The following is a 16,883-nucleotide window of genomic DNA, read 5'->3' as shown; positions in this document are numbered from 1 at the left end:
CCCACCCGCTGGTCGGCCGCCCAATCTCCCCGTTGCACACCGGGGGGCACTGACCGTGGTGGGTTGGGGGCGGCACCCTGGGTCACCCCAGGGTGCCGCCCCTTCTCGTGCCCTCACTCGCAGCCCGTGCCGTCGCCGTCCCGGTCGAGGTGGCGGCCGTAGCCCGGGTCGCCCGCGTGGACGGGGGCGGCGCCTGCCGCGCGGGCGGCGTCGCAGTTGTCGTAGGTGACGTTGTCGGAAGAGCCGTCGCCCGAGGTGTCCGAGGTGTCCGTGGTGTCGGTGTCGACCGCCGCGGTGACCGTCTTCGTGACGGTCACCGTTTCCGTGGCGGTCACTGTCTTCGCAGGCTCGGGGATCGCCGTCTCCGTCGCGGTGGCCGTGGTGGTCACGGTCACCGTGGGGCGGGGCGTGGCGGAGGCCGGTTTCGCGTCGGTCGTGGTGTTCCCGTCGTCGGTGGCGCCGATGCCGGCGCCCAGGAACAGCGCGAGGGCGAGCGCGGGCAGGACGTAGCGCTTCCGGGCCCACTTGGGTGTGGGTGCGGTGGAGTACGGGTTGTTCATGGCGTCCCCCCAGGGCGGCTGTGATGCGAGGGGATGACGGTACGGCCGCGATCCCGCCGGTGGAGAGGGAGTGGTCATTCTGTGATGGTTCTGTGTGCGGGTCACGAGCCCTCCGCACCCTCCCCCAGCCGTCGGTGCCACCACGGGGCGTCGTCGCCCGCCCGTGGGTCCGGCAGTGTGCGGGCGCGGTAGTGCCGGTCCAGGCGGGCCACGGTGCGGGCGAGTTCGGCGCGGGCTCGGGGCGGGAGGCGGGACAGGGTCTCCGCCAGGACGTCGCGGGCGGTGCGGACGTCGTCCAGGGCGCAGCCTGGGCAGGCGGGGCATGCCGCTGCGCGGGGGTGGAGGGGGCTGCGGCCGGGGGGCGCCAGGAAGGTGCGGTAGCGGTGCAGGGCGTGTGCCGTGGTGCCGGGGAAGAGGTGGTGGTGGTCGTGGCGTTCGTGTTCCGCGCGGTGGATGGCCAGGCCGGTGCGGGGGGACAGGCCCGGGACGGGGGGCGGCGGGGGCACGGGGCGGGTGCGGGGGGGCGGGGGTGCGGAGGGCGCGTCGCAGGGCGCCGGGCCGGTTACGCGGCATGTGCCTTTCGGCGGGTGGTGTTCGTCGGCATGGGGTCATCATGCCCCCGGGGGAGGCGGGCGCGGGGCGGCTTCCCGCCGGTGCGGGTGCCGCCCCGTGTCCGCCTCACCCGTCTCACAGGCTCACCGCCACGCCCGTGAACGTGGTCTCCGGCGACTGCGGGCTCGTGAAGCGGGCGTTGACCAGGTAGAGGCGGTCGCCGTAGCGGGCCGCCGTGGTGGGGACGTCGAAGTCGGGGGAGGTGATCGTGCGGGTCAGGGTGGCCGTCGTGGCCGTGCGGTCGAGGGCCCACACGCTGATCAGGTTCAGGCGGTTCTGGACCACGTACAGGGTGCGGCCGATGCGGTGGAGGCCGTCGCCGTTGGCCACGTTCTCCTGGCCCACCAGCGTGATCCTCGTGGCGTGGCCGGTCCGGACGTTCACGTGGTGGAGCTCGCCCGGTGTGCTCTTGACGACGATCAGGCCCTTGCCGTCCGGGGTGCCGACGATGCCGTTGGCGTTGTTGACGTCGGGGAGCTGGGTCCAGTCCCCGGTGAGGGGGAGGGCGCGGATGTCGCCGGCGCGGCCGCGCGGGACGCCGTAGAGGACGGCGTCGCGGGAGTCGGTGAACCAGGCGCGGTCGCCGAGCAGGGTCACGTCGTTGATGAAGTGGCCGGTGGCCGGGGTGAGCTGGTGGGTCGTGAGCAACCGGCCCGTGCGGGAGTCGATCACTCGGGCCACGCCCGTGTTGCCGGCCACGTACAGCAGGCCGTCGCGGTCCAGCTTCAGGCCGACGGCGATCTGGCCGGTGCCGCCGGGGTAGAGGACCTCGCCCTCGCCGGTGCGCAGGTCGGTGCGGTAGATGCCGCCGTTGGCGCGGGAGCCCATGTAGGCGTACGGCCGGCTGCCGATGGTGATGCCCTCGGGGAGCCAGCCATCGGGGAGGGGGAAGACCGTGGGCCAGGTCGGTTCGGATGAGGAGGACCTGGCCTCCGAGGGGGCTGCCGTGGTGGCCACGGTGAGGGCGGCCAGGGCGGCTCCGCCCAGGACGGTGCGGCGGGAGGGGGAGGGGGAAGGGGAGGGAGTCATGTCGGTGCCTCCGGGGGTGGGTCGGGCGGCGGACTCGTCCTGCTCAGTTTTGCCTCTGCTTTGCACTTCGTTGGCGAGAACGAGCCGCCGTCCGACCGTGTTCCTCCGTGTGGCTGTCAGGTTCCTTTCAATCCGGCTGTCGGTTTCCTTTCAGCGCGGCTAGACCCGGAACGGGCCCCTCACCTCGTACGTGATCCCGCCCGACGAGCTGCCCGACGTGCCCCGCTGGCTGGAGAAGTACAGGCGGGTGCCGTCGGGGGAGAAGGCCGGGCCGGTGATCTCCGAGGCCGACTGGCCGTCGATGCGGAGGAAGGGGGCGACGACGTCGGCCGGTGTGATCACGCAGATCTCCATGGTGCCGCCGTCCTCCGCCACGAAGAGGTCGCCGGACGACGACCCCGTGACGTTGTCGACGCCGGTCAGCGGGGCCGTGCCGGACGTCACCAGGGAGTCGTCGTAGGCGAGCTCGAGGGTCTGGGCGGCGGCGTTGTACTGCCACACACGGTTGTCGCCCTTCGTGGTGAACCAGCAGGTGTCGTCGGCGTAGTAGCACCCCTCGCCGCCGTTGAAGCGCTTGGCGCCGGAGACCTGGTTGCGGGTGGCGGTGGCGCCGGTGGGGTCGGGGACCGGGGACCAGGTCACCGGGCCGGACGTGCCGGTGCCGGCCACCAGGACCTCCAGCGTGCCCGACGACAGGTCGCCCCAGGTCGTCGGACGGAAGCGGTAGAAGCAGCCGTCGGTGACGTCCTCCGTCAGGTAGATCACCCGGCGGACCGGGTCGGCGGCGGCCGCCTCGTGCTTGAAGCGGCCCATCGCGTCACGGCGCACCGCCGCCTTCACGCCCCAGGGGTCCGTCTCGAAGACGTATCCGCGGTCGACCTCCTCGCAGGAGAGCCAGGTGTTCCACGGGGTGCTGCCGCCGGCGCAGTTCGTGCGCGTGCCGGAGAGGATGCGGTAGGCGGACGTGACCGTGCCCGTCGACGAGAACCTCACCGCGCTCGCCCCGCCGCCCGGGCTGATCTCCGAGTTGGAGACGTAGATCCAGCCGGTGCCGTCCGCGTAACAGGCTCCGCCGTCGGGGGCGTTGTGCCAGGTGTACGAGGTGCCGGGTACCGTCTGCCCGGAGCGGGCGATGACCCGGCTGGTGAAGCCGCTCGGCAGGCGGATGCCGTTGGCGTCCGGTGCGCCGAGCGCCCCGTACGGGCCGGTGCCGGGCTGCGCCGGCGCGGCGTACGCGGCGCCGCGCCACAGGGTTCCGCCGAGCACGGCGGAGGATCCGCCGATGGCGGCCGCACGCAGGAGGGTACGACGTTCCACGCTCACTCCCAGGGGGTGTCGTGACCGCCCCGCCACCGGTCGGCCGCGGGGTCGTGCGGTCAGGGAGGCTAGGAGAACAGGGTGGCCGTGTCGTGGACACGTCGTGACGAGGGAGTGCCTAGGCTGGGACCGGCAGCCACGGGGGTACGGCCATGACGGCGGCGGCCGTGACGGTGGCGGCCACGACCGCGGCGGCCGAGACTCACGGCCGCCGTCATCACGGCGGCCGTGACCTGACCGCGGCGGCGGAGGGAGTACGGCCATGACCGGCTGGAGCGCGCGGGACATCCCCGACCAGGGCGGGCGCACCGCCGTGGTCACGGGAGCAAACAGCGGCCTGGGGTACGTCACCGCGCGGGAGCTGGCCCGGAAGGGGGCGCGGGTCGTCCTCGCCTGTCGCAGTGAGGCGCGGGGACGGGAGGCCGTCGAACGGCTGGTCCGTGCCGTCCCGGGCGCGGACGTCGGGGTCCGGCGGCTCGACCTCGGGGATCTGGCCTCCGTCCGGGAGGTCGCGGCCGGCCTGTCCGGCGGGCGGATCGACCTGCTCGTCAACAACGCGGGCGTGATGGCGATGCCGTACGGCACGACGGCCGACGGGTTCGAGACGCAGTTCGGGGTCAACCACCTCGGGCACTTCGCCCTCACCGGGCTGCTGCTGCCCACGCTGCTCACCACGCCCGGCGCGCGCGTGGTGACCGTGTCCAGCATGGCCCACCTGCTCGGGAACATCGATCTGCGGGATCTCAACTCCGAGCGGCGCTACCGTCGTTGGGTCGCGTACGGCCGTTCCAAGACCGCCAACCTGCTCTTCACGCACGAGCTCGCGCGTCGGCTGACGACGGCCGGGGCCGGCGTCGTCGCGGCCGCCGCGCACCCGGGGTACGCGGCCACCAACCTGCAGACCGCCGGGCCGCGGGCGGAGGGGCGACGGCGTGCCGAACGGTTCATGGAGATCGGCAACCGCGTGGTCGCCCAGCCCGCCGAGGCCGGCGCGCTGCCCGTCCTGTACGCCGCGACCGCGCCGGACGTGGCGCCCGACTCCTTCACCGGCCCGTCCGTCGCGATGTGGCGCGGGGAGCCCGCCCCCTCGTGGCGGGCGCCCTGGACCCGCGACGACCGGGCGGGGGAGCTGCTGTGGGCGGAGTCGGAGCGGCTGACCGGGGTGACCTACGGGTGACGGCGTCCCGCGCGGCGGGCAGCCGGCGCGCGGCGGCCGTACGGGCGTTCAGGCCGAGCTCGGCGGCCGGGCTCGGGTGAGCCGTCAGCGGGAGGCGTGGCCCGGCGAGTACTCCTGCGGGGCGCCCGGCGGGTACTCCTGGGGGTGCCTGGGCGGGTAGTCCCGCGGGTGCTCCGGCGGGTGCTCCTGCGCGCCCCGCTGCGGGTACTCCTGCGGGTGTCCCGGTGGGTGCTCCTGCCCGTACTCCGGCGTGTGCTCGTACCCCGCCGCGTACGCCGGTGCGTACTCCTGCGCGTAGCGCTCCGCGAAGTCCTCCGGCATCGGCCTGGTGTCCAGGTAGAACCACTCGGCGGTCGGGCCGGGGCCGGCGGAGGGCGGCTGGGAGGTCCGGCGGCGGGGCAGGGGGGCCGACGGGCGGGTGGACGGGCGGAAGCCGCCGGCCGGCGGCCGCGCTTCCCCGGCCGGGTGCGCTTCCGCCAGGCCCGTGGCCGGGGGCCCGGCCGGGTCCAGCGGCTGGTCCCCGGCGGGTCGCTTCGCCGGGCCCGGCATGAGGAGTTCCACCCGCAGGCCCTTGCCGCGCTGCTGGCCGACGAACTCCTCCACCTGGCTGCGGCAGGCGTGGTCCAGGTGGGTGACACCGGTGAGGTCCAGGCGGATCCGGGGCTTCCCGGCCTCGGCGGCGGACTCCAGGGCCTCGATGACCTGGGGCAGGCGCAGGAAGGTCGCGTTCCCGGCCATCACCACCTTCGCGGTGTCGTCCTCGATGTGCTGCCGGATGACGGTCTGCGACATGCGGACGGCGGCGAGGACGATGCCGGCCGCGAGGCCGATGAGCACGCCTTCCAGAAGCGCCGTCGCCACGATGACCAGCGTGGTGAGGGTCATGACCACGAACTCGCCCCGGTCCTGCCGCCACATCTTCGGGAACTCCTCGGGTGCGAAGAGCTTCCAGCCGCTGTGGATCAGCACGCCCGCCAGGACCGAGATCGGGATCAGGGCCAGCACCTGCGGGAGCAGCAGCGCGAAGGCCAGCAGCCACAGGCCGTGCAGGGTGCGGGACATGCGGGTCCTGGCACCCGCCTGGACGTTCGCCGAGCTGCGGGCCACCACCGCGGTGACGGGCAGCGCGCCGAGGAGCCCGGCGACGGTGTTGCCGGCGCCCTGGGCGATCAGTTCGGGGTTGTAGCGGGTGCGCGGGCCGTCGTGCATACGGTCCACCGCGGCCGCCGTGAAGAGGGATTCGGCGGAGGCGATGACGGTGAAGGTGAGGATCGCCGTGATGACGCCGGCGTCCGCGAGGCCCGCGAACTGCTCCGGGCCGGGTACGTCGACGGAGGCGAGCAGGTTGCCCACCTGGAGGGTCCTCACCTCCACGCCGGGCAGTGCGGCGACCGCGATGCCGATGCCCACCGCCACCAGGGCCGCCGGGACCTTCCGGACCGGGCCGGGCGCCTTCTTCCACAGGAAGCTCAGGACGACGGTGACGGTGCCGAGGCCGGCCGCGATCATCGTCTGCGGGTCGCTCACCGTGTCCGCGAGCAGGCCGGGGACGCCGGCCATGTTCTCGATCGGGGTGCCGGGGGCCTTCGCGTCGGCCGCCGGGTACGCCTGGCTGAACATCAGCGGCAGACCGATGCCCGCGAGCATGCCCTGGACGACGGCCAGGGAGATCGCCTGGAAGAACCGGCCGAGCCGCACCAGGCCGAGGACGATCTGGAGGAGGCCGGCGAAGAGCACGATCACGCCGAGCATGGCCACGCCGTGCTCCAGGACGGTCTCCGCGACCAGCGCGGCGAGCCCGGCGGCCGGGCCGCTGACCTGAAGGGTGCTGCCGCGGGCAGCGCCCACCACCAGACCGCCGATGACACCCGAGATGATGCCCAGCTCGGCGGGGACCCCGGAGGCGACGGCCACGCCGATGCACAGGGGCAGCGCCACCAGGAAGACGACGAGGGACGCGGTGATCTCGGTGGCCAGGTCCGCCTTCGACATCTTCGCGGCACGGAATGCCGAGGGGCCGGTTCTCCGGGGACCGGTTCGCGAGGCGTCGCGCTCCGGGGCACCGGTTCGCGAGGAAGCGGTCCGCGGGAAACCGGGCTTCGCGGCGCCGGCCTCCCGGGCATCGGCCTGCGTGGTGTCGCCCTCGGCGGTGCGGGCCACTGCGCTGTCGCGCACCGCCCCGGGGAAGCCGGGTGCGGAGAAGTCCGGTGGGGAGAGGTCCGGTGTGGAGGAACTCGGCGCGGAGAAGTCCGGCGTGGGGAAATCCGCCTCGGGGAAGTCCGGTGCGGAGAAGCTCCGTGCGGCGGTGGGGGCGCTCACCGGCCGGGGCGGGACCGGCCGTCCGCCCTCCCGCGCCGTCCCGCCCGCCTCCCGGAAGGTGCGCCCCCTGCCCGCGCCGCCGCCCGTCTCCTCCGGCCCCGTGCCGCCCCGGCCCCGGGCGTGCCGGGCGTGTGCGCCGCTCATGCCGCGTGCACCCGGAACAGGCCGTCCTCGTCCAGCTCGTGCACCTGACCGGTGTCCACCTCGTAGTACCAGCCGTGCAGCCGCAGCCGCCCGTCGTCGAGACGGCGCCGTGCGGCCGGGTGACTCCGCAGCGCGGCCAGCTGGTTGACGACGTTCAGCTGGGCGATGTCCGGCAGGCGCGGATCCTCGATCACGCCGTCCAGGACGGGAGCCAGCCGGGGGCGGGCCAGTTGGAGCCAGAGGTCCACACCGGGCAGGGCGGACAGGTCGTCGCCGGACTTCAGGGCGCCCATCGCGCCGCAGTGGGAGTGACCGCACACCACGATGTCCTGAACGCCGAGCACCTCCAGTGCGTACTCGATGGTGGCCGCCTCGCCCGAGGCACCCGGCCGGCCGTGCGGCGGGACGATATTGCCCGCATTGCGCAGCTCGAATATCTCCCCGGGCCGTGCGCCCGTGATCAGGGCGGGTATCACCCGTGAGTCCGAGCAGGTGATGAACAATGCCTCGGGATATTGGCCATCGGCCAGCCTCCGGTATTCGCCGCTTTCGAATTCGACCCGTCGCCTGAACGAGCGTGCGCGGTCCAGCAAAGCCTTCACGGTTCCTCCCGGTGGGGGTTTTCCGGTTTTCAAGACCGCATAGGTGCAGGTCAGGACCTGGCCGGAGGGGAGTTCCGGCCAGGTCCCGACCACCGTAGAGGAGCGTTGGCCAGGCAAAGGTTAGGGGAACACTAAATCGCCGACAGAATGCGGACAGTTTTCGTCCCGTGCTGAGCCGCTGATCACATCGGCCGGGATCCGCGCGACGTTTTTCGACCATTCTTGTAGCGTGTCGGGTCCACGGAACGCGCGAATTCTGTTCACGGGAGAGACGAAAACGCATGGGCGTACGAGTCCTGCTCATCGAGGACGACCAGACGATCGCCGAACCGCTCGTCGAGGGTCTCGGGCACTTCGGGCTGGAGGTGCGGCACGTCGGCACCGGCGGCGAGGGGTTGAGGGGGCCGTACGGCGATGTCGTCCTGCTCGACCTGGGGCTGCCGGACATGGACGGCATCGACGTCTGCCGCGGTATCCGGCAGACCTCCGACGTCCCCCTCATCATCCTCAGCGCCCGGGGGGAGGAGGCCGACCGGGTGTTGGGCCTGGAGCTGGGCGCCGACGACTATCTGGCGAAGCCGTTCAGCATGCGGGAGCTGGTGGCACGGGTGCGGGCGGTGACGCGGCGGACCCGGCGCGGGGCACAGTCGGGCGCACAGGGAGGCATGCCCGCAGGTGCGCAGGGAGACCTCCCCGCAGGCACGCAGGGAGGGGACGTCCCGGTGGGCCGGGCGTTCGGCGGCGAGGCCTACGCGGGCGGCACCGCGGGAGCCCCCTTCACCCCCGCGCCCACCGGCGGCACCGCCGGCGCCCCCTCCACCCCCGCCCCTTCTGCCGGCACCGTCGGCGCCCCCTCCACCCCCGCACCCGCCGCCGGCACCACCTACGACCCGGTCCCCCCGCCGCCCGAGGCCGGGCCCGCCGCCGTGGGGCCCCTGGTCGTCGACCGGCGGACCCGGCAGGTGTGGGTGGGGGAGGCGGCGGTGGCGCTGACGCCCAAGGAGTTCGAGCTGCTCGCGCTGCTCACCGAGGACCCGGGGGCCGTGTACTCACGGCAGCAGATCCTGGACCGGGTGTGGGACCCGCACTACGAGGGGCCGACGAAGACGCTGGACGTCCATGTGGCCACCCTGCGGCGGAAGCTGGGCGACCCGGCGTGGATCCAGACGCTGCGCGGAGTGGGCTTCCGGCTGGCCGTGCAGACCACGCCGCCGGGGTACGCCTCGGCGCACCCGCCGTCCTCGTACGCACCCCCGGGCCACGAGGCCACGGGTCCCCACCCGGCGGCCTGCCGATGACCCGTCGGCTGCTGCTCAGTTACCTCACGCTCGCCGCCCTGGTCCTGCTCTGCCTGGAGATCCCGCTGGGCTTCGTCTACTCGCGGGGCGAGCGCGAGCGGGTGACCAACGCGGCGAAGGACGAGGCGGAGTCGGTGTCGGCGTTCGCCTCACTGTCCATCTCGGCGGGCCGGGCCGCGCGGGATCTGCCCGAGCGGGCCGCGCACTGCGCCGAGCGCATCGGCGGCAAGGTGCTGATCGTGGACGGGTCCGGGGCGTTGCTGGCGAGTTCGCATCCGCTGTCGGAGCGGGAGGAGCGCAACCTCGCGTCCTGGCCGGGCATCGCGGCCGCGTTGCGCGGGACCGCCACGGCGGACGTGCGCACCTCGACCATCGGCGGGGTGGAGTACCTGGCGGTGGCCGCCCCGGTACGGCACGGCGCCCAGGACCAGGGGGCCGTGCGGATCACCGTGCCGACCAGGACGGTGCACCAACGCGTCCGCCACGTCTGGCTGCTGCTGGCGCTCGGCGGGCTCGCGGTGCTCACCGCGGTCGCCGTCGTCGGCTTCGCCATCGCCCGCTGGACCGGCCGGCCGATCCGTGAACTGGAGCGCGCGACGCACGAGCTGGCGGTCGGGGGCACCGCCGTCCCGGTGGCGATCACCAAGGGCCCGCCCGAGGTGCGCAGCCTGGCCGCCACCTTCAACCGCACCGCCGCCCGCCTGGAACACCTGCTAGCCTCCCAGCGGGCCTTCGCCGGCGAGGCCTCGCACCAGCTGAAGACCCCGCTCGCGGCGCTGAGGCTGCGGCTGGAGAACCTGGAGAACGACATCGCCCTGCACGCCCGGGGCGGCCTCACCGCCGCGCTGACCGAGACGGACCGGCTGGCCCGGATGGTCGAGGGGCTGCTCGCGATGGCCCGGCTCGACGAGAGCGCCGCCGAACGGGAGCGGGTCGACCTGGACCGGGTGTGCGCGGAACGCCACCACGCCTGGACGCCGCTGTTCGCACAGCACGGCGTGGGCCTCGCGCTCGCCGGGGACCACGCGGGCGAGGTGCTGGCGGTGCCCGGGGCGGTCGAGCAGATCCTCGACAACCTGCTCTCCAACGCCCTGCGCGTGTCACCCCGCGGCTCCACGGTCTGTGTGGACCCGCGCCGTCACCCGCCCACCGAACGCCGCTTCCCGCACCGCCCGGCCGGGTCGGCGTGGGTCGAACTGCACGTCATGGACGAGGGTCCCGGGATGACCGAGGAACAGCGCCGCCGGGCCTTCGACCGCTTCTGGCGCGCCCCGGACGCCCCCAAGGGCGGTACCGGCCTGGGCCTCGCCCTGGTCCAGCGGCTCGCGCACGCCAGCGGCGGCGAGGCGGTGCTGCGGCAGGCGCCGCGCGGTGGCCTGGACGCGGTGGTCCGGTTGCCGGCCGCGGACCGGACCGGCCCGGGCGCGGGCCCGCCACGGTCGGGAAGACCGTTGCAGACCGCGGCACCGGGCCGGTGGTGAAGCGGGGCCGGCCGCCAGGCCGTACGCACCTCGTGGGAGCCGGCCGTCAGGCCGCCCGCACCTCGTAGGTGGCGACGCGTACCGACTCGTCGTCCAGGCACTGCCCGCTGAGCAGGTCGAAACGCTGCTTGAGCAGGGGCGAGGCGACGAACGGGCGGCCCTGGTGGGCGCCGGTCAGGCCGCGGGAGAGGACGGCCGCCCCGCTGAACGGGTCGCGGTTGTCGATGGCGTACAGGGTGCCGGCCCGGTCGCGGAACAGGGCGACCTGGCGGCCGTCCGGCAGCAGGGCGGCCACGCCACGGCCGGGGACGAGCCGGGTCAGGTCGCAGACCGTGAACCAGTCGTCCGCGCCGGAGTCCAGCTTCAGCTGGACCTTCAGGTCGGTCGTCTCGGGTGCCAGGGTCATCGCTGGGCGCTTCCTTCCAGGACGTCTTCCGTGGGCCGCATGCCGATGGAGAGCAGCGGCAGGTCGGGCTTGATCTGGTCGCGCTCGGGGACGAAGCCGACGACCGGGTCGGGGGTGTCCGGCGCGTTCACGAACGACACGAACCGGGCCAGCTTCTCGGGGTCGTTGATGGTGGTGGCCCACTCGTCGGCGTAGTGCGCGACGTGCGCCGCCATCAGGGACTCCAGCTCCTCGCAGATGCCGAGGGAGTCCTCCACGACCACGTCCCGGACGTGGTCCAGGCCGCCGGGGATCCGCTCCAGCCAGGTGGAGGTGCGCTCCAGGCGGTCGGCGGTGCGGATGTAGAACATCAGGAACCGGTCGATCAGGCGGATCAGCTCGGCGTCGGACAGGTCCTGGGCGAGCAGGTCCGCGTGGCGCGGGGTGGCGCCGCCGTTGCCGCCGACGTACAGGTTCCAGCCGTTGGCGGTGGCGATCACGCCGAAGTCCTTCGACTGGGCCTCCGCGCACTCGCGCTGGCAGCCGGAGACCGCCGACTTCAGCTTGTGCGGGGAGCGCAGGCCCCGGTAGCGCAGCTCCAGGTCGATCGCCATGCGGACGGAGTCCTGGACGCCGTAGCGGCACCAGGTCTGGCCGACGCAGGACTTCACCGTGCGCAGCGACTTGCCGTAGGCGTGGCCCGACTCGAAGCCGGCGTCGACCAGCCGGGTCCAGATCAGCGGGAGCTGTTCGACGCGGGCGCCGAACATGTCGATCCGCTGACCGCCGGTGATCTTCGTGTAGAGGCCGAAGTCGCGGGCGATCTCGCCGATCACGATCAGGCCCTCGGGGGTGATCTCACCGCCGGGGATGCGCGGGACGACCGAGTACGAGCCGTTCTTCTGCAGGTTGGCGAGGAAGTGGTCGTTGGTCTCCTGCAGGGCCGCCTGCTCGCCGTCGAGGACGTAGCCGCTCGCGCCGATCGTCGGGGCGAGGGAGGCGATGATCGAGGCGACCGCGGGCTTGCAGATGTCGCAGCCGTCGCCGCCCCGGGCGTCCTCGCGGCCGTAGCGGTCGAGGAGGTCCTGGTAGGTGTTGATGCGCAGGGCGAGGACGATCTCGTAGAGCTCCTCGCGGGTCTGCGAGAAGCAGGCGCACAGGCCCTTGTCGACGACGACGCCGCTGGCCTCCAGCTCGGCGGTGACGAGCTGGCCGAGGACCTTGACGCAGGAGCCGCAGCCGGTGCCGGCCTTGGTGCACTTCTTGACCTCGGGCACGGTCGTGCACTGGTGGTCGGTGACCGCGCCGCGGATCGCGCCCTTGGAGACGTTGTGGCAGGAGCAGATGATCGCGTCGTCGGGGAGGGCCGACGGCCCGAGCTGGGCCGGGGCACCGGCGCCGGCGGGCAGCACCAGCGCCTCGGGCGAGACCGGCGGGACCGAGCCGGTGAAGGCTTTCAGGGTGCCGTAGGCCTCCGCGTCGCCGACCAGGATGCCGCCGAGCAGCGTGCCGTCGCGGCCGATGACCAGCTTCTTGTACAGGCCCGAGCGGGAGTCGGAGTAGACGACGTCGAGGCAGTCCTCGGTGGCGCCGTGCGCGTCGCCGAAGGAGGCCACGTCCACGCCGAGCAGCTTCAGCTTGGTGGAGAGGTCGGCGCCGGTGAAGGACGCCTCGTCGGCGGCGATCGTCGCGGCGACCGTCTCGGCCTGCTCGTAACCGGGCGCGACCAGGCCGTACACCCGGCCGTCGGCGGCCAGCGCGCACTCACCGATCGCGAAGACGTGCGGGTCGGCGACCGTCCGGCACTGCTCGTCGACGGCGATGCCGCCGCGCTCGCCGACCGTCAGGCCGCAGTCGCGGGCCAGCTGGTCGCGGGGGCGGACACCGGCGGAGAACACCACCATGTCGGTGGCGAGTTCGGAGCCGTCGGACAGCTTCATGCCGGTGACCGCGCCGTCCTCGCCGACCACGATCTCCTGGGTGCCCACGCCGGTGTGGACGGACAGGCCCATGTCCTCGATGGTGCGCAGCAGCGCGGCGCCGCCGCCCTCGTCGACCTGGACGGGCATCAGCCGGGGCGCGAACTCCACGATGTGGGCGTTGAGGCCCAGGCCCTTCAGCGCGCCCGCGGCCTCCAGACCGAGCAGACCGCCGCCGACCACGGCGCCCGTGGTGGCGCGGGTCTTCGCGTACTCCTCGATCGCGAGCAGGTCCTCGATCGTGCGGTAGACGAAGCAGCCCTCGGCGTCCTTGTGCGGGACCGGCGGGACGAACGGGTAGGAGCCGGTGGCCAGGACCAGGACGTCGTAGTCGACGGTCAGGCCGGAGCGGGCGGTCACCTTGCGGGCGTCCCGGTCGATCGTCTCGGCCGGGTCACCGACGTACAGCTCGATGCCGTGGTCCTTGATGAACTCCATGTCGGTCATGGAGAGGTCCTCGGGCGTCCTGCCCGAGAAGTACGAGGTGAGCTGGACGCGGTCGTACGCCGGGCGCGGCTCCTCGCACAGCACGACCACGCGGTGCGTGGCGGTCAGGCCGCGCTCGGCGAGCGCTTCGAGGAAGCGCTGGCCGACCATGCCGTGGCCGACGAGCACGATCGTGGGGGTGGCCCCCAGGGTGGCGGTCATCAGGAGCCTCCATCGTTGGTGAGCAGGTGGAGCAGGGGGCCGCCGTCGGACGGGAGCGGCTCTGCTCCCTCCCAGGCGCGCGCGAGCGCGCCGACGGTGCCGAGTTCGCCGACGAGCACCCCGCCGACCAGGCGGTCGTCGCGGACGACGACCTTGCGGTAGGTGCCGCGGGTGGCGTCGGCGAGCTGCACGACGTCGTCGCCGGGGCGCGCCTCGGTCTCGCCGAACGCGGCGAGGTCGAAGGCGGTGTGTCCGTGGAGCGTGAGGCGAGTCAGGGCACGGGTGCCGGTGTAACGGGCGCCGGTGTTCCCGGTCAGCGCCTCGGCCAGCACGTCCGCCTGTTCGAGGGCGGGGGCGGCGAGGCCGTACACGTTCCCGTCGTGCTGGGCGCAGTCGCCGATCGCGCGGATGTGCGGGTCGGAGGTGCGCAGTTCGTCGTCGACGAGGACGCCCTTGCCGACGGCGAGCCCGGCGGCCTTGGCGAGACCGGCGCGCGGGTGGACCCCGCAGGCCAGCACCACCAGGTCGGCGTCGAGGGCGTACCCGTCGGCCATCTCCACCGAGCGGACCGCGCCGCCGACGCAGCGCACGTCCCGCACCCGGCACTCGGTGTGCACCTCGACACCGAGGTCCCTCAGGTGCCGCAGGACGAGCCGGGAGGCGCCCGGGTCGAGCTGACGCTCCATGAGCCGCTCGGACTGCTGGGCGAGGACGACCTGCGCGCCGCGTACGGCGAGCGCGCGGGCCGCGGAGACCCCGAGGAGTCCGCCGCCGATCACGACCGCCCGCACCCCCGGCCGGACCGCCTTGGACAGGCCCAGGCAGTCGTCCATGGTGCGGAAGGCGTGGACGCCCTCCGGCAGCACGTGGTCGGGGGTGAACAGGCCGCGCAGCGGCGGCAGCACCGGGTTGGAGCCGGTGGCCAGCACGAGCGTGTCGTATGCGATCTCCGAGCCGTCGGCACAGGCGACGGTGCGCCGGGCACGGTCGACGCCGGTGACACGGGCCCGGACCAGCTCGGCGGGCGCGGGCAGCGCGATCACCTCGGGGGCGTACCGTCCCGCCAGCACCTCGGCGAGCAGGACCCGGTTGTACGGGACGTGCTCCTCCTCGCCGATCAGTACCGCGGGCGCACCGAGCTCACCGAGCCGCCGGGCGAGTCGTACGCCCGCGAGGCCGGCGCCGATCACCACCACACGCGAATTCGAGGTCATGCGATCGAGCGTGCGGTGCGGAGGTTTCCCGGCCGCATCACGGTTGTTTCCCGCGAGGAACGCTGCCCTCAGCGGCGACGGGAGGGGGGTGTGAGGGTTTTCGGGCGGCGGTGCGGGGCGGGCGTGAGGTGCTGGGCGGGCGGGTGCCCGGCGTCGCGTCCAACCTCAGAATCCGCTCAGGTCGATGGACGGGGCATGTATCCGTTCCCGTAGGGTCGCGGGCATGCCCGACATACCCCTGACCATGGTGGTCGTCCTCTGTCTCGCGGCCCTCGCGGCCGGCTGGATCGACGCCGTGGTCGGCGGTGGCGGGCTCCTTCTGCTCCCGGTGCTGCTGCTCGGTCTGCCGGCCGGCACCCCGGCCGCGCACGCGCTCGGCACCAACAAGGCGGTGGCGATCGTCGGCACGGCCGGGGCGGCGGTGACCTACGCCCGCAAGGCGCCCGTCGACGTGGGCGTGGCCGTCCGGATCGGGCTGGCGGCGCTCGCCGGCTCGTCGGCGGGGGCCTTCTTCGCGGCCGGGATGAGCACCGACGTCCTCAAGCCGGTGATCATGGTGGTGCTGCTCGGCGTGGCCGCGTTCGTCATCCTGCGCCCCGCCTTCGGCACCGCCCCCGCGACCGGCCCGGCGGGTCCCCGCCGCGTCCTCGCCGCGATCGGCCTCGCGGGCCTCGGCATCGGCTTCTACGACGGTTTGGTCGGCCCCGGCACCGGCACCTTCCTCGTCCTCGCCCTGACCGCCGTCCTCCACCTCGACCTGGTGACCGCCTCCGCCACCGCCAAGATCGTCAACTGCTGCACCAACGCGGGCGCCCTCGCGATGTTCGCCTGGCAGGGAGCCGTGCTGTGGCAACTGGCCGTGCCGATGGCCGCCTTCAATCTGGCGGGCGGCATGCTGGGCGCGCGGACGGCGCTGAAGAAGGGCAGCGGGTTCGTGCGGGTGGTGCTGCTGACGGTGGTGTTCGCGCTGGTGGCCGATCTGGCGTACGAGCAGTGGGTGGCGTGAGGCCGGACGGCGGGGCTCATCCCTGGGTCGGGCGACGGGGCTCATTCCTTGAGGGTCATGTCGACGTGCCAGGGGTCGCCGAACGAGACCTTCGTCCCGTCGTCGAACGTGATGTCGGTCGTGAAGACCCCGTCGACGCCGAGCTTCTCACCGGCCGCGGACGACTGGAGAATGCCGCACACCTCCGGGACGGTCGTCACCACCGTGTCCTTGAGCTGGGTGATGACGTCGCCGTTCGCCACGTCCGCCTCGCTCGCGGGGGAGTTGCCGGCCACGTACGCCACGTAGAGACCGTCGATCCCGTTGTTCTGGAGCCGCTTCTGCAGCTTCCTCGCTTCTGCTTCCTCCTCGAAGTGCGAGGCGAACTGAGGATCGGACGTGGCGACCAGGTCCCATCCGGGATTGTTCTTGCTCCTGCCGTCGGCCAGTTCCTTGACGACGGGTTCGGCGTGGTCACTGCTGATGGAGTAGTACTGCCCCTCGGTGCCGCTGAGACTGAACGTGTTGATTCCCACCAGTTGTGACTCGCTGTTCAGCAGCGGGCCCCCGGAATTGCCGCTGTTGAGCGTCGCCGAATGCTGCACCGTGGACGGCAGGTTGGGCGCGCTGATCTCGCCGGTCTGGGCGACGTCCGGCGACTGGACCACCCCGTCCGTGAGGACGGCCTTCTGGCGGCTCGTCTCACCGGCCGCCTCCGGGTAGCCGATCGCCGTCACCTCGTCCCCCTGCCGCAGGTCGCCGCTGTTCCCGAACTCCACCTCGCCCAGGTCCTCCTGCGGTGTCTGGAGTTTCAGAACGGCCAGGTCCTCGCACGGGTCGCTGCCCATCAGCCGGACCGGCACGGGTTCCCGGTCCTCTATACGGACCCGCAACGCGCTCTGGCCGACGACCACATGGGCGTTGGTGACGATGAGACCGTTGTCGGCGTCGTAGATGACGCCCGTGCCGCTGAGGTCGTTCCCCAGAACCTGGACGGTCGCGGGGGAGACCTTCTCGAAGATCTCGTCCGGATCGTCCGCCCTCGCCGAAGTCCCCGTGACCCCCAGGGCCAGGGTGAGGGCCGATACGGCAGCGCCCCACATTCTGACTGTCGGCCTCATAGGGCCTCCCCG

Annotated in this window: 14 protein-coding genes; 4 read left to right on the top strand and 10 right to left on the bottom strand. The window is 73.2% G+C overall.

Going from position 1 to position 16,883, the window contains the following annotated elements; all coding sequences use genetic code 11:
* Positions 1-113: 113 nt before the first annotated feature.
* From ACIBBD_RS03070 to ACIBBD_RS03055, 4 genes are all read right to left on the bottom strand, one after another.
* Entirely contained in the window at positions 114-560 is a 447-nt protein-coding gene (locus tag ACIBBD_RS03070; protein WP_399417509.1) for an excalibur calcium-binding domain-containing protein, read from the bottom strand.
* A gap of 101 nt (positions 561-661) precedes the next feature.
* The gene (locus ACIBBD_RS03065; RefSeq protein WP_399417508.1) at positions 662-1,066 is read right to left on the bottom strand and encodes a hypothetical protein; all 405 of its coding nucleotides are present in this window, start codon (positions 1,064-1,066) and stop codon (positions 662-664) included.
* 181 nt (positions 1,067-1,247) lie between these two features.
* Positions 1,248-2,201 carry an SMP-30/gluconolactonase/LRE family protein gene (locus ACIBBD_RS03060; RefSeq protein WP_399417507.1) on the bottom strand — a complete coding sequence of 318 codons (954 nt, stop codon included), beginning with the start codon at positions 2,199-2,201 and terminating at the stop codon, positions 1,248-1,250.
* Positions 2,202-2,360: 159 nt separating this feature from the next.
* Positions 2,361-3,518 carry an alkaline phosphatase PhoX gene (locus tag ACIBBD_RS03055; RefSeq protein WP_399417506.1) on the bottom strand — a complete coding sequence of 386 codons (1,158 nt, stop codon included), beginning with the start codon at positions 3,516-3,518 and terminating at the stop codon, positions 2,361-2,363.
* Positions 3,519-3,780: 262 nt separating this feature from the next.
* Here ACIBBD_RS03055 and ACIBBD_RS03050 point away from each other — a divergent pair, with 262 nt between their 5' ends.
* Entirely contained in the window at positions 3,781-4,695 is a 915-nt protein-coding gene (locus tag ACIBBD_RS03050) for an oxidoreductase (protein ID WP_399417505.1), read from the top strand.
* Positions 4,696-4,779: 84 nt separating this feature from the next.
* Here ACIBBD_RS03050 and ACIBBD_RS03045 read toward each other — a convergent pair whose 3' ends face one another.
* Complete coding sequence (locus ACIBBD_RS03045; RefSeq protein WP_399417577.1) at positions 4,780-6,687, bottom strand: SulP family inorganic anion transporter; 1,908 nt, start codon at positions 6,685-6,687, stop codon at positions 4,780-4,782.
* A 467-nt stretch (positions 6,688-7,154) separates the two neighbouring features.
* Positions 7,155-7,760, bottom strand: a complete 606-nt coding sequence (locus tag ACIBBD_RS03040) for a carbonic anhydrase (protein ID WP_399417504.1) — start codon at positions 7,758-7,760, stop codon at positions 7,155-7,157.
* Between the two features lie 281 nt (positions 7,761-8,041).
* Here ACIBBD_RS03040 and ACIBBD_RS03035 point away from each other — a divergent pair, with 281 nt between their 5' ends.
* Complete coding sequence (locus tag ACIBBD_RS03035) at positions 8,042-9,058, top strand: winged helix-turn-helix domain-containing protein (protein ID WP_399417503.1); 1,017 nt, start codon at positions 8,042-8,044, stop codon at positions 9,056-9,058.
* Positions 9,055-10,539, top strand: a complete 1,485-nt coding sequence (locus tag ACIBBD_RS03030; RefSeq protein WP_399417502.1) for an ATP-binding protein — start codon at positions 9,055-9,057, stop codon at positions 10,537-10,539. Before ACIBBD_RS03035 ends, ACIBBD_RS03030 begins: the two co-directional genes overlap by 4 nt.
* Before the next feature lie 46 nt (positions 10,540-10,585).
* On the opposite strand, the gene nirD is transcribed toward ACIBBD_RS03030, so the two are convergent.
* From nirD to ACIBBD_RS03015, 3 genes are read right to left on the bottom strand one after another with little or no spacing between them, the layout of a single operon-like run.
* Positions 10,586-10,945 carry a nitrite reductase small subunit NirD gene (gene nirD, locus ACIBBD_RS03025; RefSeq protein WP_399417501.1) on the bottom strand — a complete coding sequence of 120 codons (360 nt, stop codon included), beginning with the start codon at positions 10,943-10,945 and terminating at the stop codon, positions 10,586-10,588.
* On the bottom strand, positions 10,942-13,551 hold the full coding sequence (nirB, locus tag ACIBBD_RS03020; protein ID WP_399417500.1) for a nitrite reductase large subunit NirB: 2,610 nt from the start codon (positions 13,549-13,551) through the stop codon (positions 10,942-10,944). The genes nirD and nirB overlap by 4 nt, the downstream gene beginning before the upstream one ends.
* Positions 13,551-14,765, bottom strand: coding sequence for an NAD(P)/FAD-dependent oxidoreductase (locus tag ACIBBD_RS03015; protein WP_399417499.1), 1,215 nt, complete (start codon positions 14,763-14,765; stop codon positions 13,551-13,553). The genes nirB and ACIBBD_RS03015 overlap by 1 nt, the downstream gene beginning before the upstream one ends.
* A 223-nt stretch (positions 14,766-14,988) precedes the next feature.
* On the opposite strand from ACIBBD_RS03015, the gene ACIBBD_RS03010 reads away from it, so the two are divergent.
* Positions 14,989-15,771: a sulfite exporter TauE/SafE family protein gene (locus ACIBBD_RS03010; protein ID WP_399417498.1), complete on the top strand. Its 783-nt coding sequence runs from the start codon at positions 14,989-14,991 to the stop codon at positions 15,769-15,771.
* Between the two features lie 41 nt (positions 15,772-15,812).
* Here ACIBBD_RS03010 and ACIBBD_RS03005 read toward each other — a convergent pair whose 3' ends face one another.
* Positions 15,813-16,871 (bottom strand): S1C family serine protease, encoded by a 1,059-nt coding sequence (locus ACIBBD_RS03005; protein WP_399417497.1) that lies wholly within the window; start codon positions 16,869-16,871, stop codon positions 15,813-15,815.
* Between the last annotated feature and the right edge of the window lie 12 nt (positions 16,872-16,883).

It is taken from the genome of Streptomyces sp. NPDC051315, assembly GCF_044455165.1.
Classification (GTDB): domain Bacteria; phylum Actinomycetota; class Actinomycetes; order Streptomycetales; family Streptomycetaceae; genus Streptomyces.
This window is presented reverse-complemented; position numbering and strand designations above follow the sequence as displayed.